This is a genomic window from Mesorhizobium sp. B2-3-14, from assembly GCF_006442175.1.
Lineage (GTDB): Bacteria > Pseudomonadota > Alphaproteobacteria > Rhizobiales > Rhizobiaceae > Mesorhizobium > Mesorhizobium australicum.
In genome coordinates this window covers 157,097-182,012 of record NZ_VFVP01000008.1, presented here as the reverse complement: position 1 = coordinate 182,012, position 24,916 = coordinate 157,097, and the positions used below count along the sequence as shown (strand labels likewise).

The 24,916-nt window shown below is 64.5% G+C and carries 26 protein-coding genes and 1 pseudogene; 11 read left to right on the top strand and 16 right to left on the bottom strand.

The features are described 5' to 3' along the window. Window positions 1-3: 3 nt before the first annotated feature. The 5 genes from mtaB to FJ950_RS20985 all read right to left on the bottom strand — a co-directional run bounded on the left by mtaB (window position 4) and on the right by FJ950_RS20985 (window position 4,339). Entirely contained in the window at window positions 4-1,329 is a 1,326-nt protein-coding gene (gene mtaB, locus FJ950_RS21010; protein ID WP_140618430.1) for a tRNA (N(6)-L-threonylcarbamoyladenosine(37)-C(2))-methylthiotransferase MtaB, read from the bottom strand. After that, complete coding sequence (gene dapF / locus FJ950_RS21005; RefSeq protein ID WP_140618301.1) at window positions 1,329-2,213, bottom strand: diaminopimelate epimerase; 885 nt, start codon at window positions 2,211-2,213, stop codon at window positions 1,329-1,331. Before dapF ends, mtaB begins: the two co-directional genes overlap by 1 nt. Window positions 2,214-2,306: 93 nt before the next feature. After that, window positions 2,307-2,468, bottom strand: coding sequence for a DUF1328 family protein (locus FJ950_RS21000; protein WP_015315001.1), 162 nt, complete (start codon window positions 2,466-2,468; stop codon window positions 2,307-2,309). Between the two features lie 213 nt (window positions 2,469-2,681). Further along, on the bottom strand, window positions 2,682-3,248 hold the full coding sequence (locus tag FJ950_RS20990) for a hypothetical protein (protein WP_140618299.1): 567 nt from the start codon (window positions 3,246-3,248) through the stop codon (window positions 2,682-2,684). Between the two features lie 80 nt (window positions 3,249-3,328). Beyond that, entirely contained in the window at window positions 3,329-4,339 is a 1,011-nt protein-coding gene (locus FJ950_RS20985; RefSeq protein WP_140618297.1) for an MBL fold metallo-hydrolase, read from the bottom strand. Between the two features lie 215 nt (window positions 4,340-4,554). Between FJ950_RS20985 and FJ950_RS20980 the strand changes: the two genes are divergently transcribed. The 3 genes from FJ950_RS20980 to zapE all read left to right on the top strand — a co-directional run bounded on the left by FJ950_RS20980 (window position 4,555) and on the right by zapE (window position 6,980). Further along, a complete protein-coding gene (locus tag FJ950_RS20980) occupies window positions 4,555-4,998 on the top strand; it encodes a hypothetical protein (protein WP_015314998.1) in 444 nt (147 codons plus the stop codon). Between the two features lie 138 nt (window positions 4,999-5,136). Further along, window positions 5,137-5,676, top strand: coding sequence for a protease inhibitor Inh/omp19 family protein (locus FJ950_RS20975; protein WP_015314997.1), 540 nt, complete (start codon window positions 5,137-5,139; stop codon window positions 5,674-5,676). A 92-nt stretch (window positions 5,677-5,768) separates the two neighbouring features. Beyond that, window positions 5,769-6,980 carry a cell division protein ZapE gene (gene zapE / locus FJ950_RS20970; RefSeq protein ID WP_140618296.1) on the top strand — a complete coding sequence of 404 codons (1,212 nt, stop codon included), beginning with the start codon at window positions 5,769-5,771 and terminating at the stop codon, window positions 6,978-6,980. 39 nt (window positions 6,981-7,019) lie between these two features. Here zapE and FJ950_RS20965 read toward each other — a convergent pair whose 3' ends face one another. After that, a complete protein-coding gene (locus FJ950_RS20965) occupies window positions 7,020-7,229 on the bottom strand; it encodes a 4-oxalocrotonate tautomerase family protein (RefSeq protein ID WP_140618294.1) in 210 nt (69 codons plus the stop codon). A 162-nt stretch (window positions 7,230-7,391) separates the two neighbouring features. Then, window positions 7,392-8,312, bottom strand: a complete 921-nt coding sequence (locus FJ950_RS20960; RefSeq protein WP_015314994.1) for an SMP-30/gluconolactonase/LRE family protein — start codon at window positions 8,310-8,312, stop codon at window positions 7,392-7,394. 282 nt (window positions 8,313-8,594) lie between these two features. On the opposite strand from FJ950_RS20960, the gene FJ950_RS20955 reads away from it, so the two are divergent. After that, complete coding sequence (locus tag FJ950_RS20955; protein ID WP_015314993.1) at window positions 8,595-8,762, top strand: hypothetical protein; 168 nt, start codon at window positions 8,595-8,597, stop codon at window positions 8,760-8,762. 84 nt (window positions 8,763-8,846) lie between these two features. Here FJ950_RS20955 and FJ950_RS20950 read toward each other — a convergent pair whose 3' ends face one another. From FJ950_RS20950 to FJ950_RS20940, 3 genes are read right to left on the bottom strand one after another with little or no spacing between them, the layout of a single operon-like run. Beyond that, window positions 8,847-12,182, bottom strand: a complete 3,336-nt coding sequence (locus FJ950_RS20950) for an error-prone DNA polymerase (RefSeq protein WP_140618292.1) — start codon at window positions 12,180-12,182, stop codon at window positions 8,847-8,849. Continuing rightward, entirely contained in the window at window positions 12,179-13,657 is a 1,479-nt protein-coding gene (locus FJ950_RS20945; RefSeq protein ID WP_140618291.1) for a DUF6504 family protein, read from the bottom strand. The genes FJ950_RS20950 and FJ950_RS20945 overlap by 4 nt, the downstream gene beginning before the upstream one ends. After that, window positions 13,599-14,642: a hypothetical protein gene (locus tag FJ950_RS20940; protein ID WP_140618289.1), complete on the bottom strand. Its 1,044-nt coding sequence runs from the start codon at window positions 14,640-14,642 to the stop codon at window positions 13,599-13,601. Before FJ950_RS20940 ends, FJ950_RS20945 begins: the two co-directional genes overlap by 59 nt. Before the next feature lie 178 nt (window positions 14,643-14,820). On the opposite strand from FJ950_RS20940, the gene FJ950_RS20935 reads away from it, so the two are divergent. From FJ950_RS20935 to FJ950_RS30190, 3 genes are all read left to right on the top strand, one after another. Further along, window positions 14,821-15,243 (top strand): metallopeptidase family protein, encoded by a 423-nt coding sequence (locus tag FJ950_RS20935; RefSeq protein ID WP_140618287.1) that lies wholly within the window; start codon window positions 14,821-14,823, stop codon window positions 15,241-15,243. 200 nt (window positions 15,244-15,443) lie between these two features. Continuing rightward, window positions 15,444-15,764 carry a type II toxin-antitoxin system RelE/ParE family toxin gene (locus FJ950_RS20930; RefSeq protein ID WP_348641175.1) on the top strand — a complete coding sequence of 107 codons (321 nt, stop codon included), beginning with the start codon at window positions 15,444-15,446 and terminating at the stop codon, window positions 15,762-15,764. A 14-nt stretch (window positions 15,765-15,778) separates the two neighbouring features. Then, window positions 15,779-16,060: an XRE family transcriptional regulator gene (locus tag FJ950_RS30190; protein ID WP_015314988.1), complete on the top strand. Its 282-nt coding sequence runs from the start codon at window positions 15,779-15,781 to the stop codon at window positions 16,058-16,060. A gap of 18 nt (window positions 16,061-16,078) precedes the next feature. Here the strand turns inward: FJ950_RS30190 and FJ950_RS20920 are convergent, their stop codons facing one another. Together FJ950_RS20920 and FJ950_RS20915 are read right to left on the bottom strand one after the other, a co-directional pair. Beyond that, entirely contained in the window at window positions 16,079-16,285 is a 207-nt protein-coding gene (locus FJ950_RS20920; RefSeq protein ID WP_015314987.1) for a DUF1737 domain-containing protein, read from the bottom strand. 37 nt (window positions 16,286-16,322) lie between these two features. Continuing rightward, window positions 16,323-17,210 carry a CoA ester lyase gene (locus tag FJ950_RS20915; protein WP_140618286.1) on the bottom strand — a complete coding sequence of 296 codons (888 nt, stop codon included), beginning with the start codon at window positions 17,208-17,210 and terminating at the stop codon, window positions 16,323-16,325. Between the two features lie 285 nt (window positions 17,211-17,495). Here FJ950_RS20915 and FJ950_RS20910 point away from each other — a divergent pair, with 285 nt between their 5' ends. The 4 genes from FJ950_RS20910 to FJ950_RS20895 are packed head-to-tail and all read left to right on the top strand — an operon-like array spanning window position 17,496 to window position 22,528. Continuing rightward, window positions 17,496-19,031 carry a DUF4173 domain-containing protein gene (locus FJ950_RS20910; RefSeq protein ID WP_140618284.1) on the top strand — a complete coding sequence of 512 codons (1,536 nt, stop codon included), beginning with the start codon at window positions 17,496-17,498 and terminating at the stop codon, window positions 19,029-19,031. 3 nt (window positions 19,032-19,034) lie between these two features. Next, window positions 19,035-19,727 carry a response regulator transcription factor gene (locus FJ950_RS20905; protein ID WP_140618283.1) on the top strand — a complete coding sequence of 231 codons (693 nt, stop codon included), beginning with the start codon at window positions 19,035-19,037 and terminating at the stop codon, window positions 19,725-19,727. Further along, entirely contained in the window at window positions 19,718-21,334 is a 1,617-nt protein-coding gene (locus FJ950_RS20900) for an ATP-binding protein (RefSeq protein ID WP_140618281.1), read from the top strand. Before FJ950_RS20905 ends, FJ950_RS20900 begins: the two co-directional genes overlap by 10 nt. A 27-nt stretch (window positions 21,335-21,361) precedes the next feature. Further along, on the top strand, window positions 21,362-22,528 hold the full coding sequence (locus FJ950_RS20895; RefSeq protein WP_015314982.1) for an FAD-binding oxidoreductase: 1,167 nt from the start codon (window positions 21,362-21,364) through the stop codon (window positions 22,526-22,528). A gap of 232 nt (window positions 22,529-22,760) precedes the next feature. Here FJ950_RS20895 and FJ950_RS20890 read toward each other — a convergent pair whose 3' ends face one another. The 4 genes and pseudogenes from FJ950_RS20890 to FJ950_RS20875 all read right to left on the bottom strand — a co-directional run bounded on the left by FJ950_RS20890 (window position 22,761) and on the right by FJ950_RS20875 (window position 24,857). Further along, window positions 22,761-23,492 (bottom strand): DUF72 domain-containing protein, encoded by a 732-nt coding sequence (locus FJ950_RS20890; protein ID WP_140618280.1) that lies wholly within the window; start codon window positions 23,490-23,492, stop codon window positions 22,761-22,763. A 71-nt stretch (window positions 23,493-23,563) separates the two neighbouring features. Next, window positions 23,564-24,052: an SRPBCC domain-containing protein gene (locus FJ950_RS20885; RefSeq protein WP_140618278.1), complete on the bottom strand. Its 489-nt coding sequence runs from the start codon at window positions 24,050-24,052 to the stop codon at window positions 23,564-23,566. A gap of 41 nt (window positions 24,053-24,093) precedes the next feature. Continuing rightward, window positions 24,094-24,540 (bottom strand): annotated as a pseudogene (locus tag FJ950_RS20880) (SRPBCC family protein). Further along, a complete protein-coding gene (locus FJ950_RS20875) occupies window positions 24,540-24,857 on the bottom strand; it encodes a metalloregulator ArsR/SmtB family transcription factor (protein ID WP_015314978.1) in 318 nt (105 codons plus the stop codon). The pseudogene FJ950_RS20880 and the gene FJ950_RS20875 overlap by 1 nt, the downstream one beginning before the upstream one ends. Window positions 24,858-24,916 lie beyond the last annotated feature (59 nt).

Here is a 24,916-nt window from a genome sequence, read left to right as displayed (position 1 = left end):
TTCTCAGGCGGCGCGGGCGGCAAGGGGAGTGGCTATCAGCCTGATCCCGTCGTGGCCGGTTATATCAGCCTCGACGATCTCTCCCGGCGCGCCGGTGCCGAGTGCGGCAAGCGTGAACCCTTCGGTGCGGCCAAGGCCGTCGCGCTCGATCAGGACTGACTGACGGCTGCCGGCGAGCGAGGACAGATGGCGCTGGTAGACCGCTTCGCCGGCGGCGCGCAGCCGGGCGGCACGCTGCTTGACCAGCTCTCGACGCAGCTGCGGCATGCGCGCGGCGGGTGTGCCCTCGCGCGGCGAAAATGGGAAGACGTGGAGATGGGTCAGGCCGCACACGTCGACGATCTCCAGCGAATTCTCGAACATGGCTTCGGTCTCGGTCGGGAAACCCGCGATAATGTCGGCGCCGAAGACAATGCCGGGCCGCAGCTTGCGCACATCCTCGCAAAAGCGGATCGACTGATCGCGCAGATGCCGGCGCTTCATGCGCTTCAGGATCATGTCGTCGCCCGACTGCAGCGACAGATGCAGATGCGGCATCAGCCTGGGTTCTGTGGCGAGCGCATCGAGCAAGTCGTCGTCGGCCTCGATCGAATCGATGGAGGACAGCCTGAGCCGCTTTACGTCGGACACCTGCCTGAGAATGGTCTTCACCAGCTTGCCGAGCTTCGGCGCGCCTGGCAGGTCGGCGCCGAAAGACGTCATGTCGACGCCGGTCAGCACGATCTCGGCATAGCCGTTGCCCGCCAGCCGCTTGACCTGCTCGACCACGGCGCCCATTGGCACCGAGCGCGAATTGCCGCGGCCGTAGGGGATGATGCAGAAGGTGCAGCGATGGTCGCAGCCATTCTGCACCTGCACGAACGCACGGGCCCGGCCCTCGATGGCATCGACCATGTGGCCGGCGGTCTCACGCACCGAAAAGATGTCGTTGACGCGCGCCTTCTCGGTATCGTTGACGCCAAAATCGGGCAGCGCGCGATAGGAATTGGCCTTCAGCTTCTCTTCATTGCCCAGCACGAGATCGACCTCGTCCATGGCGGCGAATTTTTCGGGCTCGGTCTGCGCGGCGCAGCCGGTGACGATGATGCGCGCGGCCGGGTTGTCGCGGCGCGTCTTGCGGATCGCCTGCCTGGCCTGGCGCACCGCTTCGCCGGTGACGGCGCAGGTGTTGAAGATGACGGCGCCGCCATCCAGCGCGCCGAGGCCGGCATTTTCGGCCTCGCGCCGCATCACTTCGGACTCATAGGTGTTGAGACGGCAACCGAAAGTCACCACGTCGATGCGGCCGGCCTCCTTCGCCACGTCGACGTCCTTGGCAAGGGGGGACATCACGCCGCGCTTTCGGTGTCGCGGGCCCATTGTCCGGTCGACGGATCGAAGCTGCCGGAAAATTCCCACTCGGCCGCGCCGGTCAGGATGACGTGGTCGTCCTCGCGCCACTCGACATGCAGCGTACCGCCGCCGGGGGTCAAAAGGTTGACGCTGCGGCCCGTGCGCCTGGTGCGCGCGGCGGCAACCACAGCCGCGCACGAGGCGGAGCCGCAGGCCTTGGTGAGCCCGGCGCCACGCTCCCAGGTGCGGATGATCATCGAGTCGGGCGAGGTCACCTGCGCGATGGTTATGTTGGCGCGCTCGGGAAAGATCGGATGGTTTTCGAGCAGCGGGCCGAAACGATCGAGTTCATAAGTCCAGACATCGGCGTCGACCCAGAAGATGGCGTGCGGGTTGCCCATCGAGACCGCCGAAGGCGAATGCAGCACCGGCGCGTCGATCGGGCCGACCTGCAATTCGATCATGCGGGTGTCGCGGAACTCCTCGGCCAGCGGGATGTCGCGCCAGCCGAAGCGCGGCGTGCCCATGTCGACCGAGATCGAGCCGTCCGCGTGTTCGCGGGCGTTCAAGATCCCGGCCACGGTTTCGAAGGTGAAGGTCTTCTCGCCGGTCTCGGCGGCCAGCGCCTGGACGACACAGCGCATGCCGTTGCCGCAGGCCTGCGCGCCCGACCCGTCGGAATTCAGGATGTCGACGAAATAAGCGGTGCCCGGCGTCCTGGCGTCGTGGATCGCCATGATCTGGTCGAACCGCGTCGAGGCATCGGCGTTGAGCGCGATGGCAGCCGCGGCCGTCACCCGATCCGCACGGCCACGCATGTCGGCAACGATGATCTCGTTGCCGATGCCGTTCATCTTGGCGAAAGGGGCCGTGCCTGCCATTGCTCCGAAATTTCCATGTCCGTTCGGCGCTATATGGCGGAAACGGGCAGGAATTACCAGTGCGCAGCCGCTTTCACGGCGAAGGTGCGGGACTTACGTCACCGCAAAGACCCCAAGCAAGATCAACAGGAAGATGATGAGCACGATGCCGATGAGAATGCGCGCGCCAGTGGCGGCCGCGCCCGCCAGCGCCGGCATGCCGAGCAGGCTCGCCGCGGCGGCGATGATCAGGAGAATGATGATCCATTTGAGCATGGGAACGCCTCGCAAGCCGGACACATTGAAACCGGTTGAAAAACGCGGCTGTCGTGCTTGGGTTCCCGAGGCCGGGAGATAGCGTCGGCGATGTCGAGGCAGCCGAGGTCGTAGAAAGTGCAGTTCTGATTGATGAAGACATTACGCCCGACGCGGATTTCGTCCCCGCCGGTGCCGTCTCCATCGGACATCGGTGGTTTTCCCGGCATCGCCTCAGCCGGCGATCTCGATATCCGTGCTGAAGGGGGCCGTCTTGCTCGAATTCTCGTCATGCATGACGAAGTTGCACCGGTATTTGCCGGCCGGCAGGCCGTCGAGGGAGAGGTCGAGTTTGAAGAACAGTTCGCGATTGTGCGAGCGAGAGGCGATCTGAACACGGCCGACTTTTTCCATTGTGCCGAGCGTTTCGCCGGCTGCGGACACGACGGTGATGTCGACAGAGAGCGCGATCATGCTGTTGCCGAGGCCGTCCTTGCCGTAGCCATAGCCGACCGGCTCCATGTACAGCACGATTTTCTCGCCGGGCTTGTAGATGTGGTTGGCGCGCTCGCTGTAGATACCGAAGCCGGAGGCCGTGTCGACTTGCTTGACGTTCAGGACGCCAAGCGGCATCGCTTGCCAGAGCGCTTCCTGGGCGCTGCTGAATTTCTCCAGCGCACCGGCGCCATCACCCGACTGGAGCAGCTTCTCGGCCTCGGCCGCCCGATCGCTGATCTCGCCCGCGAAAGCCGCCGGCACAGAGACCGCCAGCGCCAAAAGACCTGCCATGATTGACTTCATCTGATTCCCCTATCCTGTCCGCGGATGACCATCAGCGAAAACCATGGCAGCGTAAACGGTCATTCCAGCCATCGAGGCGATCATATCCGGGGCACTTCCCAGATCTCGCCGGGCCGCAAGGCGCGAAAGCGCTCCTGTGGGATGCCTCGGCCGTCCAGCGCCTCGGCCAGCTTCCGCACCGGTTCGTCGAACGGCTCGTCGGTGAGCTGGAACGTGCCCCAATGGCAGCCGGCGGCGAAGGCTGCGTTGCACAACGACATGCCCTGGACCGCTTCCTCGGGGTTCTGGTGCTGCGGCGCCATGAACCAGCGCGGCTCGTAGGCGCCGATCGGCAGGATGGCGAAGCGGAAGCCGCCATGCCTCTCCGCCATCAGCCGGTAGTTGATGCCGCCGTGGAAGCCGGTATCACCGGCGAAATAGATTTTTCCGCCCGGCGTCTCGATGACGAAGCCGGCCCACAGCGCCATGCGCCGGTCGCGCGCCCCGCGCGCCGACCAGTGATGCGCGGGCTCGACGTGGATAGCGGTGCCGTCGGAGACATCGACCCTGTCGCCCCAGTCATGCGCGGAAAGCCGCGTCCCGGGCACCGCGGCGGCGATGATGGCATCGTTGCCGAGCGGCGTCACCACCAGCGGATCGTGCTTCTCCTGCAACTGCCTCAGCGTGGCAAGGTCGAGATGGTCATAGTGGTTGTGGCTGACCAGCACGAGGTCGATCGCCGGCAGATCGCCAAGGGCGATACCCGGCGGATTGACGCGCCTGGGTCCGGCAAAGGAGAACGGCGATGTGCGCTCCGACCAGACCGGATCGGTAAGGATGTTCAGCCCGGCTGTCTGGATCAGCAAGGTCGAATGGCCGACCATGGTCACGACCAGATCGGCGCCTTCGACCGCCGCCGCCGGCTTTGCCTGCGCAAAGGGGCTCGGGCTGGCAGCCGGCCATTTCGAGCGCTGGCCGCTGAACTGCCATTTCAGCAGATCCTTGAAGGGGCCGGGCATCCGGCCGCCGGGATTGAAGAACAGGCTGCCGTCGAAATGGTCGCTGGGCGGGCCGCTGTAGTAGCGGTTGGCGGCTTTCTTTCTGGCGGCCAAGGTCTGCGCTCCGGCGGGTTTCGGTGAACTCTTTGTTTTCACTCAATTCCCAGGGGGAAAGTGCTGCGCGTTTTCCCGGGGAAATCGCCACACACCTTTCCTGGAATTGGCCATAGACATAAGCCCTGACGCGGCTGGCGCAAGCGTTTGCCGGCCGAAGGCCAAGGGCGGCAAGGCGGTCTCGGCTAGGATCGCGGCATCAGGAGGAAGACGCCATGGCGATGAAGCGGACCAAGACACCCTGGATGAAGGCCGAGGATTTCGGCCGCTCGCTGCCGCGCGGCATCGGCGTCAATCTGCTGGTATCGGACATGGCGGCGATGGAAGCCTTCTGCGGTGACGTGCTTGGCGCCCGCATCGTCTATGCCGACGAGGATTTCGCCGCGCTCGAGCTTCTGGGATCGGTGTTCATGCTGCATGCGGACCATTCGTATCTCGACAATCCCATGACGGGCTCCATCGCGGGTACGGAGACGCGCGGTGCCGGCATCGAACTACGTCTCTATGGCGCGGAGCCCGACGCGATCGAGGCGGCGGCGCTGGAGCATGGCCACATCGTGCTGGCCGGCGCGATCGACAAGCCGCATGGTCTGCGCGAGTGCTATATCGTCGGACCGGACGGATATGTGTTCGTGCCGAGTGCGCCGCTCGCCGGGTGAGTGCGATAAATTTGCAACAATTCATCCCACAAACCCTATTTTAACCATATCGGGTTGAAATTTCGCCACCTTCTCCATCTTGGTGGAGGTGAGATTGCGCGGACGGTTTCCCCCCAGCCGGATCCGACGGAGGTTGTAATGAATTTTTCGAAAGGCGGCCTGGTGGCCGTATCCCTGGCGGCACTCGTTGCGAGCGGCTGCTCAACCTCACGCTTCTCGTCGATGGACGACCAGCAACCGGCGCCGCTGCAGCCAGCCCCCGCTGGCCAGGTGAGTTCCAACCAGCTGCCGCCGCCGGCCTCACCCGGCACCACCGACCCGTCGCGGTTCCCGACCGCGCCGGCTAACACGCAAGTTGCTTCGCTGCCGCCGGACGGCGCGGCGCCCGCGGGTGCCGCCGATCTCAGCGCGGCGGCCGTCGCCGGTGTCTGGAACGTCAGCGTCTCCGGCCAGAGCTGCAAGGTGGCGACGCCGCAGACCAAGTTCGGCGCCGGTTTCCGCGCCGGGCCGCTGCATTGCCCGGCGCCGATCGACGGCATCAAGTCGTGGAACGTCGCCGGCAAGCAGCTGACGCTTTATGACGAGAATGGCGGTTCGCTGGCGCGGCTCTATTCGTCGGGCGGCTCGAAATTCGACGGCCAGACTTCCAACGGGCAACCGATCTCGCTTACGAGGTAGGAGATGCCGACATTCAGGTGATGCCGGCGGCGTGACCTCAATCTCGGCGCACCCTTTCTCTGGGCATCCTGCTCTGAACAATGACGTGATCGATGCATCTGCGTGACGGCCTCCAGACCCATCCGACCGTCCGGCAGCGCTACGACCATCTGGTGGTATCAGGCGCGATCGAGCGCGATGCTGCGCAGGAAGCGATCGCCGCCGCGCTCGACCGGCTGACCGTCGAGATCTCGGCTAAGCGGCTGGCGCACAAGTCCAGTGCACTGGGCTGGCTGTTTGCGCGCAAGCGCGAGACGCATGAAGCTGTCAAGGGCCTCTACATCCATGGCGGCGTCGGCCGCGGCAAGACCATGCTGATGGACATGTTCTTCGAGCTCCTCCCGGTCAGGCGCAAGCGCCGTGTGCATTTCAACGACTTCATGGCCGATGTGCAGGACCGTATCCAGAAACACCGGCAGGCGCGCAAGGAAGGCACGGTCAGGGAAGACGATCCGATCCCGCCGGTGGCCAAGGCGCTCGCCGAGCAGGCCTGGGTGCTGTGTTTCGACGAGTTCTCGGTCACCGACATCGCCGACGCCATGATCCTGTCCAGGCTGTTCTCGGCACTGTTTGCCAACGGGGTCGTACTGGTGGCCACCTCGAACGTGGCGCCGCAAGACCTTTACCGTGACGGGTTGAACCGCCAGCTTTTCCTACCGTTCATCGCCATACTGGAACGCCACGCGCAGGTGCTGTCGCTGGACAGCGACAAGGATTACCGGCTGGAAAAGCTCGCCCGTACGCCGGTCTATGTCACGCCGGCCGATGCGGCGGCCGACCAGGCGCTCGACGAGGCCTGGCAGGCGATGACGCGCGGTGCGCCGACGGCCGAGACCTCGCTGACGCTGAAGGGACGCAAGGTGGTGGTGCCGGCCGCCGCTGGTGACGCTGCGCGTTTCACCTTCGCCGACCTCTGCGAAAAGCCGCTCGGCGCGCGCGATTACCTGGCGATCACCGGGCGGTTTTCGACTGTTTTCATCGACCGTGTGCCGGTACTGGGCGAAGGCAAGCGCAACGAGGCCAAACGCTTCATCCTGTTGATCGACACGCTCTACGACCATCATACGCGGCTGGTGGTGAGCGCCGAGGCGCCACCGCACGCGCTTTATGTGGCCAAGCGCGGCGTCGAGGTGTTCGAATTCGAGCGAACCGCATCGCGGCTGATCGAGATGCAAAGCCGCGACTGGCTGGAGAGCTGGGCGAAGCGCCGGCCGGGTGAAGGTACGGCCGGCGCGGACACGGCCGCCGCACCTTCACCTTCCTGAGCAGAGCCCAGGATTTACGGCGCTCATCGCGCCTTGGGATTATTTCTTGCCTCTCAACGTCTCCACGTCGGTCTTGCCGACGTACCAGTCGCGGGCATTGACCTCCTCGAAGACCACCCAGACATCGTCATTGCCCAGCCCGGTGGCGTCCATGATGGCCGCCGTGACTTTCCTGGCGATGTCAGCCTTCTTGCCGGCCGGATCGGCGGCGATCACTTCCTTGACGATGCGGATGTTGACGAATGGCATGACGCCCTCCCCTTGAATTGTGTCTGATACCGCCGACAGGCGGCTTCGAACTCCGCTCCGGCGAACTGCAGGATCGTGGCTCCGGAAGCCGCGGCGAAGCGGGCGCTGTGGCTACCCGCAAAACGGCCAATAAGGGACGCCAGAGAAGCGTTTCCAGCAGGCTCAATAGGTCTTGGCCCCATTCACCATCAGGCGCACCGAATAAAGCGAGGTGGTGCCTGCGATGTAGAGACAGTTCAGCTTGGCGCCGCCGAAAACGCAATTGGCGGTCACCTCCGGCACCTTGACCTTGCCGATCAGCGTGCCGTCGGGATCGTAGCAATGGATGCCGTCGGCGGCACTCGTCCAGATACGCCCATCGGCGTCGAGCCGGAAGCCGTCGAACAGTCCGGCCGTGCAGTCGGCGAACACCTTGCCTCCGGAAACCTTCTTGCCGTGCTTGCCGACGTTGAACACCCGCATATGCGCCGGGTTCTCGGCGCCATGCGTGCGGCCGGTGTCGACGACATAGAGCAGGCTTTCGTCGAGTGAGAAGGCAAGGCCGTTCGGCCTGACCATGTCGGTGATGACAGCCTCGATATCGCCCGTGTCGGGATCGACCCGGTAGACATGGCAGGCGCCGATTTCACTCTCGGCTTTGTCGCCCTCATAGTCGGTGTCGATGCCGTAGGTCGGATCGGTGAACCAGATCGAGCCGTCGGACTTCACCACCGCGTCGTTGGGCGAGTTCAGCGGCTTGCCCTTCCATTTGGCGGCGATGGTGGTGATCGAGCCGTCATGCTCGGTGCGGCTGACGCGCCGGCCCGAATGCTCGCAGGTGACCAGCCGGCCTTGCCGGTCGACGGTGTTGCCGTTGGAATTGCCGGACGGCTGACGGAAGACACTAACGCTGCCGTCCGTCTCGTCGTAGCGCATCATGCGGTTGTTCGGAATGTCCGACCAGACGACATAGCGGCCGGCGGCGAACCAGGCCGGCCCTTCCGCCCACCGGCAGCCGGTGAACAGCTTCTCCACCTGCGCGTTGCCGTTGAACAGGCGCCCGAAACGCGGATCGAGAACTTCATAATAATCTGCGGCCGCCATGTTTCCTCCAGGCATCAGGTGACATTGGATCAAGCCAGCCCGCAATCGATCTGGCAAGACGGGGTAACGCTAATTTGTAAGACAAAATAGAAGGCGGCTCGTCTGCCGGCCCGGGCCGCGCGTCGTGCGGGAGCTTAGGAAGCCATTAACCGGCTATGCGCTGGCTGCAATGGTGCATTGCAACATCTTCTTTTTGCAACGCACCATTCCTATGTCATGATCCGTACCGATCAAGGGAGGAAGAAACGGCCGCGCCGAATGCGGCACAGAAGGAACCTTGCTATGATCTTCAACGACCTCGTGACCCGCGCTCGCACCAGCATCGCCAAGCGCAAGCACTACAATCGCCTCATCGCCGAAATCGACAGCTTCTCCAGCCGCGATCTGGCCGACATGCGCGCCGACCGTTCGGAAATGCTCTACCAGATCCACAAGCAGATCTACGGCTGAGCAACCCATCACGTTTGTCGTCCTCGGGTCGCCGCGACGGAGCTTCGCTCCTGCTCGCCCGTGGATGACGAAGGTGGGTCGGGCCTACTGAAAATTACGCCCTTTGGGCATGACCCTCTCCGCCTCTTCCGACAGCGTTGCGAGATCCCGTCCGTCTTTCAGCATCGCGGGCCGAATTGCGGGTTGGCCGGAGCGGTCCGAAGGATCGGCGGCCGGCAGTGCGGCCGCACCGACCTTCTCCAGCAGCACGGTCAGCCAGGGCGTCAGGTCCTCGATCTTCTCGGCGACGATATGGACGACACCTGATTCCGACTGCAGTTTTCCGGTGACCTTCACAAACCGGGCACCCATGACGATGGGCCGGAAACGGGTGAAGGTCCTTTCCCAGAAGATGACGTTGGCGACGGCCTTGTCGTCTTCCAGCGTGAGAAAGATCGCGTTGCCCTTGCCGGGGCGCTGGCGCACCAGCACCAGCCCGGCAACGGAGACCCGCCTGCCGTCGCGCACGGAAGGCAGGCTGGCATTGGGAGTGATGCCGGCGCGGTCGAGCCGCTCGCGCAGGAAGGCGACCGGATGCGCCTTCAGCGACAGGCCGAGCGAGCGGTAGTCATGGATGACATGCTCGCCGAGCGGCATTTTCGGCAGCTTCGTTTCGGGCTCCAGCTCGCGCAGGCTGAGCGCCGGCTGGTCGAACAGCGGCAGCTTCTCGGCGGCACTCTTGCCGTCGAGCGCGCGGACCTCCCATAGTGCCGCGCGGCGGTCGAGGCCGATGGAACGAAAGGCGTCGGCTTGCGCTAATTTCTCGATCTCGTCGACATTGAGGCCGGAGCGCAGCCAGACATCCCGGACCGTCGAGTAGCCGGCGCCGCGCCGCTCGACGAAAACCTCCATGCGTTCCTTGGAAAGTCCCTTGATCTGCCGGAAGCCGAGCCGCACCGCATGCTGAGTCTCGATGACACCGCGCATTTCGGCATGGCGCGGCAGGATGCGGGCCGGGTCGAAAAGCGCCTTTTCCAAAGTGCAGTCCCAGACGGAGAAATTGACGTCGACCTCGCGGATGTCGACGCCATGGTCGCGGGCGTCGCGCACCAGCTGCGCCGGCTGATAGAAGCCCATCGGCTGCGAATTCAGGATCGCGGCGCAGAACACGTCCGGGTAGAAGGTCTTGAACCAGCAGGAGGCATAGACGAGCAGGGCGAAGGAGGCGGCGTGGCTTTCGGGAAAGCCATACTCGCCAAAGCCCTCGATCTGCTTGAAACAGCGCTCGGCGAAGTCCTTTTCATAGCCTCGTCCTGTCATGCCGTCGATCATCTGCTGGCGATAATTGCCGATCGTGCCGGTGCGCTTGAAGGTGGCCATGGCACGGCGCAGTTCATCGGCCTTGCCCGGTTTGAAGCCGCCGGCGACGATGGCGATCTTCATCGCCTGCTCCTGGAACAGCGGCACGCCCAGCGTCTTGCCGAGAATCTCTTTCAGCTCCGCCTTGGGATATTCGGGTTTTTCCTTGCCTTGCCGCCGGCGCAGATAGGGGTGCACCATGTCGCCCTGGATCGGGCCCGGCCGTACGATCGCCACCTCGATGACGAGGTCGTAGAATTCGCGCGGCTTGAGACGCGGTAGCATCGACATCTGAGCACGCGATTCGATCTGGAAGACGCCGAGCGTATCGGCACGGCAGATCATGTCGTAGACACGGGAATCCTCCTTGGCGATCGTATCCAGGGTCAATGGCCTGCCATAATCGTCTCTCACGCCGTAATGGGTCTCGAGCAAAGTGAAAGCGCGCTGCAGGCAGGTCAGCATGCCGAGCGCCAGGATATCCACCTTGAGGATTTTCACCGAATCGAGATCATCCTTGTCCCATTCGACCATCTTGCGCTCGTCCATCGCCGTCTTGACGATGGGGACGATCTCGTCGAGCCGGTCCCTGGTGATGACGAAGCCGCCGACATGCTGGGAGAGGTGGCGGGGAAAGCCCATGATCTCGTTGGCGCGTTCCATCACATGCCGTGACACCGGATCCCTGCGGTCGAGGCCGCCGGCCCTGGCTTCCTTCTCGCCGAGTTCCGAGGTCGACCAACCCCAGATCGAGCCGGAGAGAGACGCCCTGACATCCTCCAAAAGGCCCATCGCTTTCGACACTTCGCGCAGCGCCGAACGGCCGCGATAGCTGATGACGGCGGCGGCGAGTGCCGTGCGTTTGGAGCTGTATTTCGTATAGATGTACTGCATCACCTCTTCGCGCCGTTCATGCTCGAAGTCGACGTCGATATCCGGCGGCTCGTTGCGTTCCTCGGAAATGAAACGCTCGAAGAGCGTGTCGATCTTGTCCGGCCCGACCTCGGTAATGCCAATGCAGAAGCAGATAATCGAATTGGCCGCGGAGCCGCGGCCCTGGCAGAGAATGCCTTCGCCTCGGGCGAATTTGATGATGTCATGGACGGTCAGGAAATAACGGGCGTAATTCAGCCGCTCGATCAGGGCGAGCTCTTCCTGGATTCGTTTTATCACGCTGGCGGGGATACCGCCGGGAAAGCGCCGGGCCGCACCTTCCCGAGCCAGTCGCTCCAGCTCCGCCTGCGGTCCGAGACCCGATTCCGTCGGCTCGTCGGGATAATTGTACTGAAGGTCGCCGAGCGAGAAGGTCAGCTCTTGCGCAAACCGCAGCGTCTCCGCCAGCGCTTGCGGATACCGGCGGAACAGGCGCGCCATTTCCAGCGGCGGCTTCAGATGGCGTTCGGCATTGGCGGTCAGTTCCAGCCCCACCTCGGCGACCGGAACATTGAGGCGGATCGCGGTCAGCACGTCCTGCAGCGGGCGCCGTTCGGCCGTGTGGTAGAGCACGTCGTTGGTCGCCATCAGCGGGATGCCGGTGCTCTCGGCGAACGCCGCCGCCTGCTCGATCCGGAAGCGATCATGGCCGGCATAACAGGGTGAGACGCCGAGCCGCAGGACCCTGCCGAAGCGATCCCTGAGTTCACGGAGCAAAGCCAGACTGTCTTGCGCGCCGGCCGCCAGATCGGGCAGGACCGCCAGCGACATCCGGTCCCCCCATTCGAGCAGGTCGTCGCGCCGGAGCAGGGTGGCGCCCTTTTCGGTCTCGTCACGCAGATTGGCCTGGGTGAGCATGCGGCACAGATGGCCCCAGCCCGCACGGTCCCTGGGATAGGCGAGAATGTCCGGCGTGCCGTCGCCAAAAACCAGCCGGCAGCCAGGATGGTAGGCAAGCTTTTCGACCTTGGCCTGCTGCCAGGCGCGCACCACGCCGGCGACGCTGTTGCGGTCGGCGAGCCCGATCGCGGAGAAGCCCATGAGCTTGGCCGCGACCACCAGCTCCTCGGGTTTGGAGGCGCCGCGCAGGAAGGAGAAATTCGACTGGATGCCGAACTCGGCATAAGGAATGACGGTCAGCGCGTTCATGCGAAGACCCCATGCATGAACCAGCGCGGCGGGGTTTGCGAGACGCCGCCGTAAAGGCCTTGCCGGTAGAGCCAGTAGCGGCGGCCACCGGCATCCTCGATGCGGAAATAATCGCGTGTCGACGCCGCCGCGTCGCCCGGCGCCTCGCGCCACCATTCGGCGGCGATGCGCTCCGGCCCTTCGGCGCGCGTCACACGGTAAAGCGCGCGGCGCCAACGAAAATGCAGCGGCGGTCCCTCCGGCATTTCGGTGGCCGGCACCTCGATGGGCTCGGGCGAACGGAACAGCCGGATCGGTCGTTCCGGCGGGAAGATGGTCATCGGCGCCTGCATCCTGTCCGGCTTCTTGGGTGGTGTGGTCCGGCGCGGGGCTTCGGTGAAGGGAATGACGGCGACGGCGCGTTCCGGCAGGTGGCTTTCCACGGGAACCGGCTGCAGAACCGCGCCCTCGCCGAGGCGGGCGCGGATACGGTCAGCGAACAGGGCGATGTCGGCGCCGTCATCGGCCGCTTCGCCGGTCAGATCGGCCTGCTGCATGTCGAAAGCGGCGACGGCCAGCACCGAGAGGCGCACCAGGTCGAAGCCAAAGCCGGCATCGATATGCTGCTCGAGTGCCGCCAGCCTTTCATGGAACAATTTCCGGATCAGCAAGGGTTCGCGCATCGGCCGCGAGGTGCCGAGCGCGATGCGGCTGACGGCGCCGTCGACGCGAAAAAGCAGCAGCGCCAGGCTCCTTGCGCCTTCGCCGCGGCGTTCGAGGTCGGTCTTCAAGGTCGTCGCCAGCATGCCCACCAGCCGCTCTATCTCCTCCGTCAGCGTGACGGGCTCGGCGAGATGACGCTCGACCGAAAGCGGCGCGACGGGAAGACGCGGTGAGATCGCCTCGTCGAGACGGCCAAGCGCCTGGTCGAGGCGCTGGAGCAGCAAAGCGCCGAAGCGGCGGGCGAGCGGCGCGCGCGGTGCCGCCATGACGGCACCCGCCGTGCGCAGCCCCACGCTTTCCAGGCTGGTACGGGTTTCCGGCGCTATGCGAAGGGCGGCCAGCGGCAAGGGCGCGAGCAGGGCTTCCTCCTCGCCTGATGGAACGATGCGGTCGCCGCAAAAGCGGGCCGCCGCCCAGGCCGCCCCGGGCGTGCCGGCAAGCCCGGCGCGGACGTCGAAACCCTGCTGGAAGAAGCGCGACAGGATTTCGTCCAGCATGGCGCGTTCGCCGCCGAACAGATGGGTGCAGCCGGTGACGTCGAGGAACAGGCCGTCGATGCCGTCCAGCGCCACCAGCGGCGTGTAGCGGTCGCACCAGTCGGCAAGGCCCTCGAGCAGGCGCCGGTCGGCCTCCGGATCGGCTTCGACGATGTCGATCGACGGATGCATGGCGCGCGCATCGGCAATCCCCATGTCGCGCTTCAGGTGCAGCGCCTCAGCCCGCGCGTCGAGGGCCGAGATGCGCTGCGCGTTGCCCTGGCGATGGCTGATCACGAGCGGTGGATGAGATGGCTGCGGATGATCCGGCGGCCGGGAACGCCAGGATTTCCCCAGACGCTGCCGCAGGATCCTTTCGGTCGCGAGATAGGGAAACCACAGGGACAGGATTCTCTGCCCATTCGTTGCTTGCCCTGCTTCTTTCCTCGCCCCTTCTTTCATCGAATCTGCGTTCATCGGGGTTCCACTCCAGTGTGAATTGTCCAGGCAGGGCCGTGCGGCTCTTGCCGATGCTGATGGTGAAGGCCGGGTGGCCGATCGAGCCGGCGAGCGGCCCGGCGACTGTTTCGCGCGGCACGGCCGGCGCCGAAGCGACAATCAGACGAACAGGCGCCGCTGTCGGTTCGGGCTCGGCCGCTTGTCGCAGCAGGAACACCGGCCGGCCGGCACCTTGCGCCCGCGCATGCAGGCGGCGTGTCGCGGTCAGGTCCAGCCGCTGCGGATTGCCGCGGATCTCCAGGATGACGGCTGCAAGCGCGGTCATGCGGGCCGCCTCCTCGGCGATCCACAGCGCATCGACAAGCCTGGGCGCCTCGGAAAACAGCAATTGCTGGGGCTCGATGCCGAACGAGGCATGCAGCCCCCTGGCATAGGGAAAGCCGGCCTCATGGAAAATTTCCGATGTCCCGATCCACAGGATGGGCAGCCCCTGCGCCTGGTTGAGGATCAGGCTGACGATCGACAGAGCGAAACCGGCGACGGCGCCCGCATCGCGGGTTTCCAGGCCATGGATTTCGGTCAGGGCGGCTTTCGGCAGGCCGCCGCTGAGCGCGGCATCGAGCCGCTCGATGCCGATGGGCAGGCAAGCATCCGGCAAGGCCGCGGCAAGGCCGCGCCGGACGATCGTCAGATCGCTGCCGGCGTCAGCATCAAGGGGCGCGCCAGCCGGCGCCTGCAGGCGCTCGGGCAGTGTTCCCTCGATCTTCGCGATCTGGCGGCGCAGGGCAAAAACAGTCTCCCGCGCCACGGCGGTCATCGCCATGACGGTCAGCTTTCACTCACAATTGTTCCTGTTATGTTCCTATAGATTCCAGAGGGGATCGGAAGAGTCAAGCAGGCTCATCAAGGAATTTATTCCTCTTCTTGCGCGACACCGGCGTACAGGCGTCATTTGCCTCGACCAGCGCGAACGCCTATATGCCGGGATCAAAGGACAAAGCATGGCCCGCATCTACAAGACCCGCACCTGGCATGGTGAACTTGCGCCCTCGATGGAGGAATTGGAGTTCCTGGCCCTGGAGGCCTACGCCCACCTGCCGGAGGATTTTCGCAAGCTGACCGGCGAGATCGTCATCCAGATCGCCGAATTCCCGACCGACGAGATCATGGACGACCTGTCGCTGGAAACGCCGTTCGACCTGCTCGGCCTGTTCGAGGGGCGCGGTATCGCCGAACGCTGGAACCCGCAGACAGGCGAAGGCCCGAACCGCATCACGCTCTACCGCCGCGCCATGCTCGACTACTGGGCCGAAAACGAGGAAACGCTGGGCGATATCGTCACCCACGTACTGGTCCACGAGATCGGCCACCATTTCGGCCTGTCGGACGATGATATGGAGAAGATCGAAGAGGCGGCTGAATAGCCCGTACCTTCGTCTTCCTGCTCTATGCCGCTTCGCTTCTTGCTTCGCCCTAGGTGACGAAGAGAGAGGTTACCGCGCTTCCCTTCTCAGTCGATATCCCTAACCATGTTGGTCTCAGCATGGTCGGTGAGCCGCCGCTATGGTCGATTGGCCGGATCACCGCCTTGCGCAATTATACAAGTTTTGATATAAATCCACCAATCCCAGTAACAAAGCGCTTAGAGTTTCTCGGAGATTCTCTTGCCCAGCTCCGGGATTTTCCAGAGGCGGCACGCAAGGAAACGGGCGTTCAGCTGCATAAGGTGCAGCTCGGACTAGAGCCAAGCGACTGGAAGCCGATGACGACGGTCGGCCCAGGTGTGCGGGAATCCGCGTCCGCGACGCCACCGGCGCGTTCCGGGGTGCTTTACGTCGCGAGCATAGGCGACGCTGTCTATGTGCTGCACGCCTTCCAGAAGAAGACGCAACAGACAGTGAAACGAAACTTGGATCTTGCCGCATCCCGGTTCAGACAAATCTAGTGGAGGTAAGGACGATGGACCGTCAGAGTTTTGAAAACGTGTGGGACGCACTGGAGGAGACTCCGGCCGAGTCCGCCAACATGACCATGCGCTCCAACTTGCTGATCGCTATCGAACAGCGGGTGCGGAGTTGGGACGTTACCCAGGCCGAAGCAGCCAACCGGCTTGGGATTACCCAGCCACGCCTTAGCGACCTCCTGCGGGGCAGGATCACGAATTTCAGTCTGGACACGTTGATCAATCTTGCCGCGCTGGCCGGACTTACCGTGCGTCTTGATATTGTCGAGGCCGCCTGATGCTCTCCTTGCCAGCGGCTACCAGTCGCTGAGCTTCGTATCCGGCCCGTATTCCTGGCCATCGACATCCTTCACCACGGCCTGGCCGCAGCGCATGGTCTTGGTCTTCTTGTCGTAGGCGTAGGTCGGCGAGCCGAACAGGTGCCAGCCCTTGTTCAGCGCCGCCGTCACCTTATGGCAGAAGCTGGCGTCGTCCGGGGCGGTGAGAAAGCGGTAGAGTTTCATCGTCCAATTCCTGTCGTGTATCCCAAATCGGCGAATATCATGCGCCGATGGCGGCCGCTTTCGCCAGAAGTTTTTCAGCTTGCGCCAAGTGCAACCGCTCGACCATCCTGCCATTCAGCGCGATGACCCCCTTGCCACTGTTTTGCGCAAGCGCGAAGGCATCCTTCACCGCGCGCGCCTCGGCCAGCGCCTGCGCCGACGGGGCGAAGGCACGGTTGGCCGCCTCGACCTGCGATGGATGGATCAGCGTCTTGCCGTCGAAGCCCATGGCGGCGGCCTGCGTGCACTCACGCGCGAACGCATCCGGGTCGCGGAAATCGTTGAACACCCCATCGAGCATGTCGATCCCGCCGGCGCGTGCCGCCAGCAGCATCTGCATCAGCCATGGCAGCAGATAGGCGCGATCCGGCGTCGCCAGCACGCCGGTATCCTTGATCAGGTCATTCGTTCCGGCGATGAAACAATCCAGGCGCGAGGCGGGGTCGCGGCCGAGTTCGGCGATGGCGCCGATGTTGAGCATGGCCTTGGGCGTCTCGATCATCGCCCATAGTTTCACGCTGTCCGGGGCAAAATTATCGTCCAGCACATCGCCGACTTCGAGCACGTCACGCGGCGTGTCGACCTTCGGCAGCAGGATGCCGTCCGGCTCCGCCTTGGCCACGGCCGCAAGATCGTCAGTGCCCCATTCGCTGGACAGCGCATTGACGCGTACCACCATCTCGCGTCGCCGGCCATTGGCATCAGGGCGGTTGGCGAAAATGCCGGCCAGTTTTTCGCGCGCGGCGATCTTGTCGGCGGGGGCGACGGCGTCCTCGAGGTCGATGATGACGGCGTCGCAGGCAAGCTGCGCGATCTTGGCCAGCGCCTTGTCGTTGGAGGCCGGGACATAGAGCACGGAGCGGCGCGGGCGGTAGATTTCGGTCATGCCAGATCTATGCCGTGTGTGATTGGTCGAGGCAAGCCGCCAGCCCTGCACGAAAACTGCACGCGCCTGCCGAAAACCTCCTCCGATCCGCCGCATCGCTTTCCCGCAGGCCTGCGACACAGGCGGCATGCACAAGCGAGCAAAACCCCGTCTGCCTTACCGACTTCGCAGCGAAGGCTGGTGGCTGGTCGACCCGCAACGCGCCAACCCCGCTGCAATTCCCATCCCATTTGTCCGCAAGAGCCCGCCGCCATCGCGAAGGAACGCCATCAGGAAGATCAGGCCGTGACCTCTTTCTTCCGCGCCGCGCCAAGCTATTGCAGCCGCTTCGGCGTCGCCGTGCTGCTGGTCGCGCTCGCCGATTTCCTGTTCTACGGCCAGCCCGCCGGCATCACGGTTCTGCTGTTCGCCATCCTGATTGCCGCCGCGATGGTTGCCGTGCATCCCGCCGCCTTCAGCGACGGCAAGGTGTGGCTCAAGTCGGCCACCTTGCTTGTCGCGCTGTTGCCGCTCGCCGAGACTGTCAGTCCCTTGTCCGTCTCGGTCGCGCTTGCCGCGCTGGTGGCCTTCGCGCTTTCGCTGCGCGGCCGCCCGTGGCACGGCATGGCGCGAATTGCCGGCCAGATCGTGCTGTTCGGACTGGCGGCACCGGTCCGGTTCCTCGGCGATTTTCTCCAATGGCGAAGAGCGGCGCGGCGGTTCGGCGGACATCGCATAAGGCTGGCGGCAATCGCGGTCTGGGTAATGCCGCTGACGCTGGGCGCGGTCTTCGTCGCTTTGTTCGGCACTGCCAATCCGGTCATCGAATACTGGCTGTCGTTGATCGACATCTTCAAGCTGCTCGACCTGATCCAGCTGACGCGGATTGCCTTCTGGCTATTCGTGCTTGCCGGCGTCTGGGCCTTTCTGCGGCCACGCCTGCCGCGCTTTCAGCGCCGCATCGCCAGGCCAAATCACCCTCCTGCCGATGCCCAGCCAGCGGCCGACAGGCACGCCGTCGAGGATATCGTCTTCGGCAAGGCCGCCATCCTGCGCGCGTTGATCGTCTTCAACATTCTGTTTGCGCTGCAGAGCGGACTCGACGCCACCTATCTGTGGGGCGGGGTCGCGCTTCCCGATGGTTTGAGCTACGCCGCCTACGCGCATCGCGGCGCCTATCCCTTGATCGTCACCGCGCTGCTGGCCGCCGGCTTTGTCCTTGCGGCGCTGAGGCCCGGCAGCGAAACATCGGCCGACCCGCTCATCCGCCGGCTGGTCTATGCCTGGGTGGCGCAGAACATCATGCTGGTCGTCTCGTCGATCCTGCGGCTCGACCTCTATGTCGGCATCTATGCGCTGACCTACTGGCGCGTCGCCGCTTTCGTCTGGATGGGACTGGTGGCGGCCGGCCTTGCGCTGATCGTCGCCCGTATCGCGCTCGGAAAATCCAGTGAATGGCTGCTCTCCGCCAATCTTCTGACGTTATCCCTAACGCTTTATGCCTGCTGTTTCATCAACTTCGCAGCCATGATCGCCACCTACAATGTCGACCATTCCCTCGAAATGAGCGGACAAGGCATCCCGCTCGACGCCTGGTATCTCCGATCGCTCGGGCCGGACGCGTTTCCAGCGCTCGATCGCTTCTTCGATCCTCAGCGCGGGACGGCCAATGCCGGTGCCGTCGGCGAACTGGCAAGGTTGCGCGGTGTCGATGAAGGCTGGTATCGCGGCCTGCAGGAAAACTGGCGAAGCTGGAGCTTCCGCGACTGGCGCCTGCTTCGCTATCTCGACAACAGGCGGCCTATTGTTCCCAGCGCCGCGGAACCCGTGCCGGATCGCTAATCCATGCCGCATCACATCCTCGTCGCCGACGATGACCCGCATATCCGCGAAGTGATCTGCTTCGCGCTGGAAAAGGCCGGCATGAAAACGGCTGCCGTCTCCGATGGCGCCGCCGCCCTGCAAGCAATCGAACGAAGCACACCCGACCTTGTCGTGCTCGACATCGGCATGCCGGAGATGGACGGGCTGGAGGTCTGCCGGCGGCTGCGTCACACATCAGACGTGCCGGTGTTGTTCCTGTCCGCGCGCGACGAGGAGATCGACCGCATCCTCGGGCTCGAAATGGGTGGCGACGACTATGTCACCAAACCGTTCAGCCCGCGCGAACTCGTCGCCCGTGTCAACGTCATCCTGCGCCGCGCCCGTCCGGCGGCGCCGGAACCGGCCGACGACAGGCAGTTCGCGCAGGGAAAGCTCACCCTGGCGTCGGCCAGCCACGCGGCCGCCTTCGACGGCAAGCCGCTCGCCCTGACGGCGATCGAGTTCTCGATCCTGAAAGGGTTTCTGGCGCGGCCCACCCATGTGCTCGACCGCGACGCGGTGATGGCCAACGCCTATGCCGGCAAGATCCATGTCGCCGACCGCACCGTCGACAGCCATATCCGCAACATCCGGGCCAAGCTGGCGGCCGTGGGGTGCCCGGAGGTCATCGAGACCGTGCATGGCGTCGGCTTCCGGCTCGGCCGATGCGGCTGACGACATCAAGCAAATCGATTGGCAGCAAATGGATCGGCCGCAAATGGCGGCCACGCCTCGCCACGGTCGTCGTCGCCATCCTGATCCTGGTGATGGCCCTGCCGCTGGTCGGCCTGTTCTTCTTCCGCCTCTACGAGAACCAGCTGATCCGCCAGACCGAGGCGGAACTGATCGCGCAGGGAGCGGCCATCGCCGCCATCTATGCGCAGGAGGTGCGCGACGCCGGCATTTCGCCGGATAAGCTTGGCGCGCCTGTGCCGCCGGCCAATGGTTATGCGAGCCGAAGCGCCAACCCCGATTCGCCCTATCGGCCGATCGAGCCGCGGCTCGATCTCGCCTCGGACTACGTGCTTGCGACCCGGCCGGCGGGGACCCCTGCAACGGCCGATCCAGCTTTCGCCGCGATCGGCGCGCGGCTGGCGGGGATTCTCGATGCGACGCAGAAGACCACGCTCGCCGGCTTCCGGCTGCTCGATCCTCGGGGTGTGGTGATTGCCGGGCGCGACGAGACCGGGCAGTCGCTCGCCGGGGTCGAGGAGGTGCGCGCAGCACTTGCCGGGCGCTATGCCAGCGCGCTCCGGCTGCGCATCCCCAACCAGCCGGCGCCGCCGCTCTATTCGGTCAGCCGCGGCACCAAGGTGCGCGTCTTCGTCGCTTTGCCGGTGGCCGTCGACGGCAAGGTCGCCGGCGTGGTCTATGTCTCGCGGACGCCCAACAACATCATAAAACATCTCTATGGCGAACGCGGCAAGGTGACGGCGGCGGCGATCGCCATCCTAGGCGGCACGCTGCTCATCGGCCTCGTCTTCCTGCGCACCGTCAGCCGTCCGATCTACGCGCTGATCGACCGCACCCAGCGCATCGCCGCCGGCGAGCGCGACGCGATCCGGCCTCTCGACCACCATGGCACGCGAGAAATGGCGGAGCTTTCCGCCGCCTTTCTCGATATGGCCGAAAAACTGCAGGCGCGCTCGGACGCCATCCAGACCTTCGCCACCCATGTCTCGCATGAACTCAAATCGCCGCTGACGGCGATCCAGGGCGCGGCCGAACTGCTGCGCGATTCAGGCAGCGCGATGGGCGATGACGAGCGGCGGCGCTTCTCCGACAATATCGTCACCGATGCAGGGCGGCTCAACCTTTTGGTCCGGCGGCTGCTCGACCTGGCGCGGGCCGAAAACCTCGCACCCAGCGGCGAAAGCACCTCGGTCGGCGCGGCGCTGGCCTTGCTTCCCGTCGACACCAGGTTGGCGGTTGAAGTCAAGGCCGGTGGCGACCTGGCCTTGCGCATCTCGGCCGAGAACGCGGCGATCGTGCTTGCCAACCTCATCGACAATTCCGCCAGGCACGGCGCGACGCTGGTTTCGATCACCGCCGCAAGCGCCGGCGGCAAGGCGACCGTGCTGGTCAGCGACGACGGCGCCGGCATCTCGCCAAGCAACCAAGCGCGCATCTTCGAGCCGTTCTTCACCACGCGACGCGATACGGGCGGCACCGGCATGGGGCTTGGCATCGTGCTGGCCCTCCTGAAAGCGCATGATGGTACGATCCGGCTGGTTGACTCCGAGCGCGGCACGCGCTTCGAGATCACTTTGCCGGTCGCGTAGATTGCGGGCGGCGGATCGGAGAAAAAAGTGCGCTACGACATCGTCATTATCGGCGGGGCCATCGTCGGGTCCTCGATCGCCTACTATCTGCGCGAGGAAGGGTTTTCCGGCTCGATCGCGCTGATCGAGCGCGACCCGCAATTCGCCCATGCGGCGACGACGCTGTCCATGGCCTCGATCCGCCAGCAATTCTCCATTCCGCAAAACATCCGCCTGTCGCAGTTCACGCTAAAACTGTTCCGGCGGCTGAAGGAAGAATTCGGCACCGACGCCGATATCGGTTTTCGCGAGGGCGGCTATCTCATCCTTGCCGGCGAGGCCGGGCTGCCGATCCTGAAAGCCAACCACGAAGCGCAGGTCGCCGAGGGAGCCGACATCCTGCTCGAGGACGCCGACCAGCTGACGCGCCGCTTCCCCTGGCTGTCGGCCGAAGGCATCACCGCCGGCGCCTATGGCCGGACCGGCGAGGGCTGGTTCGACGCGCATGCGATGCTGATGCTGTTTCGCAAGGCGCTGCGGCAGAAGAAGATCGACTTCATCAGCGCGTCGGTCACCGGCGTCGAGCGGCAGGGTGACCGCGTCACCGGCGTCAGCCTCGACAATGGCGATCGGCTCGAGGCCGGCACCGTCATCAATGCCGCCGGGCCGAATGCCGGCAAGGTCGCCGCCCTTGCCCAGCTTTCGCTGCCGGTCGAGCCGCGCAAGCGCAACGTCTTCGTGTTCGACGCGCGGGACAAATTCACTGACATGCCATTATTGGTCGATCCCTCCGGCATCTATGTCAGGCCGGAAGGCTCGGTCTACCTCACCGGCGGCGCCGAACCGGAAGAGGGCGACGGTCCGGCCGACCCCGGGGACTTCGACGTCGACTGGCCGCTGTTCGAAGAGGTGATCTGGCCGGTGCTGGCAACCCGCATCCCGGCCTTCGAGGCGATCAAGGCGACGCGCGCCTGGGCCGGGCACTACGACTACAACACGCTGGATCAGAACGCCGTGATCGGCCCGCACCCGCAAGTGACGAATTTCCTGTTCGCCAACGGTTTCTCCGGCCATGGCCTGCAACAGGCGCCGGCGGTCGGCAAGGCGCTGGCCGAACTGATCGTGCATGGCGGCTACCGGACGATCGACTGCTCGGCATTTGGCTACGCGCGCGTCGCCGAAGGGCGGGCCTTCCGGGAATTGAATGTGATTTGAGTCAGGGGCTGCCTCGCGGGTTTGCCAGGCGCTCAGTTTCTTCGTCATTCCAGGGCGGAGCAGGAGCGAAGCGACGTCGCGGAGACCCTGGAATCCATGCCGTTACCGTTGTCGTAGTGTTCTAACGGCGCAGAACGAAGGGGGTGCCGATTGGCGCGTATTGTCGCGACAAGTCGACGTCGCGGCATGGATTCTAGGGTCTGCGCCGCGTCGCTGCGCTCCTTGCTTCGCCCTAGAATGACGAAGTCTGGGCCTTGAGCGCGTTGCCCAGCGCATTGCCTCCGGCCGTGTTGTCGAAGATTCCCCAGACCTCGGCACCCGAAGCGGCGGCGGCCTCGACTTGCCGGCTGAACCGGTCGAGACTGTCGGCATCGTAGTCGGAATAGTAGACGCGCGGCGCGCCGTGCCAGCGGAAATAGGCGATGCCGGGCCAGCCGCCCGGCATCGCCGCAGGTGGCACGGGAGCGGGATCGGCGGCAACGCGCGCGATCCGGCGATCGGCCAGAAGTGCTTCAGCACCTGCTTCGAACCAGCTGGGATGGCGCGGCTCGCAGACCACCCTGGTTTCGGTTCGGGTGCCCACCATGTCGAAGAAATCGCTCGCGACATCGGGCTCGAAGGGCAGGCTCGGCGGCAGCTGCACCAGAAGCACGCTGAGCTTTGCGCCGAGACCTTCGACCTCTTGGAGAAAGCTTTGCAAAGGGTCGTTGCAGTCCACGAGACGGCGCTCATGGGTGATCGCCTTCGGCATCTTGACGGCGAAGCGGAAATCCTGCGGCACGGCGCGTGCCCAGCGCTCATAGGTCTCGCGGCGGTGCGGCTTGTAGAAGGACGTGTCGATCTCGACGATCGGAAAGTGCCGGGCGTAGCGTTCGAGATGCGATCCCGGTTGCGGGAAATTATTCTTGTATCGTGTCGGAATGCCCCAGCCAGCCGTGCCTATGAAACATGCCTGTTTTCCCATGCAAGGGATGTGGACCAGAACAGGCGTGGGTCAAGGCGTGCGGAGGGGCGTGACGTCGCTCCGCACGCCGATCAGGCCGCAGCCAGCCTTCCAGCCTCGACATGCGCCTGCAGCCAGGCCAGCACCCGGGCCCAGTCCTCGGCATGTTCAGCCGCCGCCTCTTGCCGCCCGCCAAAGCCGCCATGGCAGATGGTGACGCGCGTGCCGTCGGCGATAGGCTCCAGCAGCCAGGCGACCCTGGTTTGCCGCCGGCCAAGCGTGGGATGGTCCCAGCCATGGGCCCACGTCTGCACGATCCGGCGCGGTGTTTCGATTTCGAGGAATTCGCCGCCGGCCGGCAGGTCCCTACCGCCGGCCGTGCGCACTACAACAGTCCAGCGGCCGCCGACGCGAAGGTCGGCCGACCAGTCGACCATCCGGTAGGTATCGGCTGACCCCCACCATTGCTCGGCTTCGCCGACCAGCGCCCCGAAGACGCGTTCGGGAGGCGCGCCGATCTCGGCCGATGCCATGATCGTCTCGCCATTGGTCATGCTCCGCACCCTGAGAGCGTGCATCATCGATGCCTCCACGTGAAATTTGTTCCGCTAGCGAAACGAGTTCAAGCTTTCGATGGCGGACGCTCGAATCCCTTGCCGGTCTCGAGCAGGCTCTTCAGGCTGGCCAGCACCAGCGGCCAGCCCTTGGCGACATTGCCGATCAGCCTGTGCGGGCCGTCCGCCTCATGGGTGACGGCAAGTTTCATCAGCTCGCCGTCGGGCTCGATGGTGAAGGTGCAGCGCGTGTAGCCGTCTTGCCTGATCTCGGGCATCCATTCATTGCGCCATTTGATGACCAGGCGTCGTGGCGGGTCGATCTCGAGAATCTCGCCACTGTCGGCGACACGGCCGTCCGGGAAGATCAGCTTCCAGCTGGAGCCCACTTTCCAATCGCTCTCCTAATAGGAGCAGAGGAAAAACTGCCGGTTGAACTCCGGGTCGGTCAACGCCTCCCAGAGTTTCTTCGGCGTGGTGCGGATATAGGTCACGTAAACGAAGCTGTTGCTCATCAGTCTTCCCTTTCGAGGCGTTTCTTCAGATCACTCAATGCATCAAGCCGGTGGCGCTCGAATTTGCCGATCCAGCGTTCGGCGATCTCATTGATCGGAACCGGGTTGAGGTAGTGCTCCTTCTCTCGGCCCCGGCGGATGGTGGTGACGAGGTTCGCCTCTTCCAGGATCGCCAGGTGCTTGGTCACCGCCTGGCGGGTCATGGCCATCTCCGCGCACAGCGCATTGAGCGTCTGTCCGTTCCTGGCATGGAGGCTGTCCAGCAATTGCCGGCGTGTCGGGTCGGCCAGGGCGCGAAAGACGGCATCCATGCTCATGGCTTTAATATGCAACCATCTGGTTGCATGTCAAGCGACAAGGTCGCTCACCGTTGACG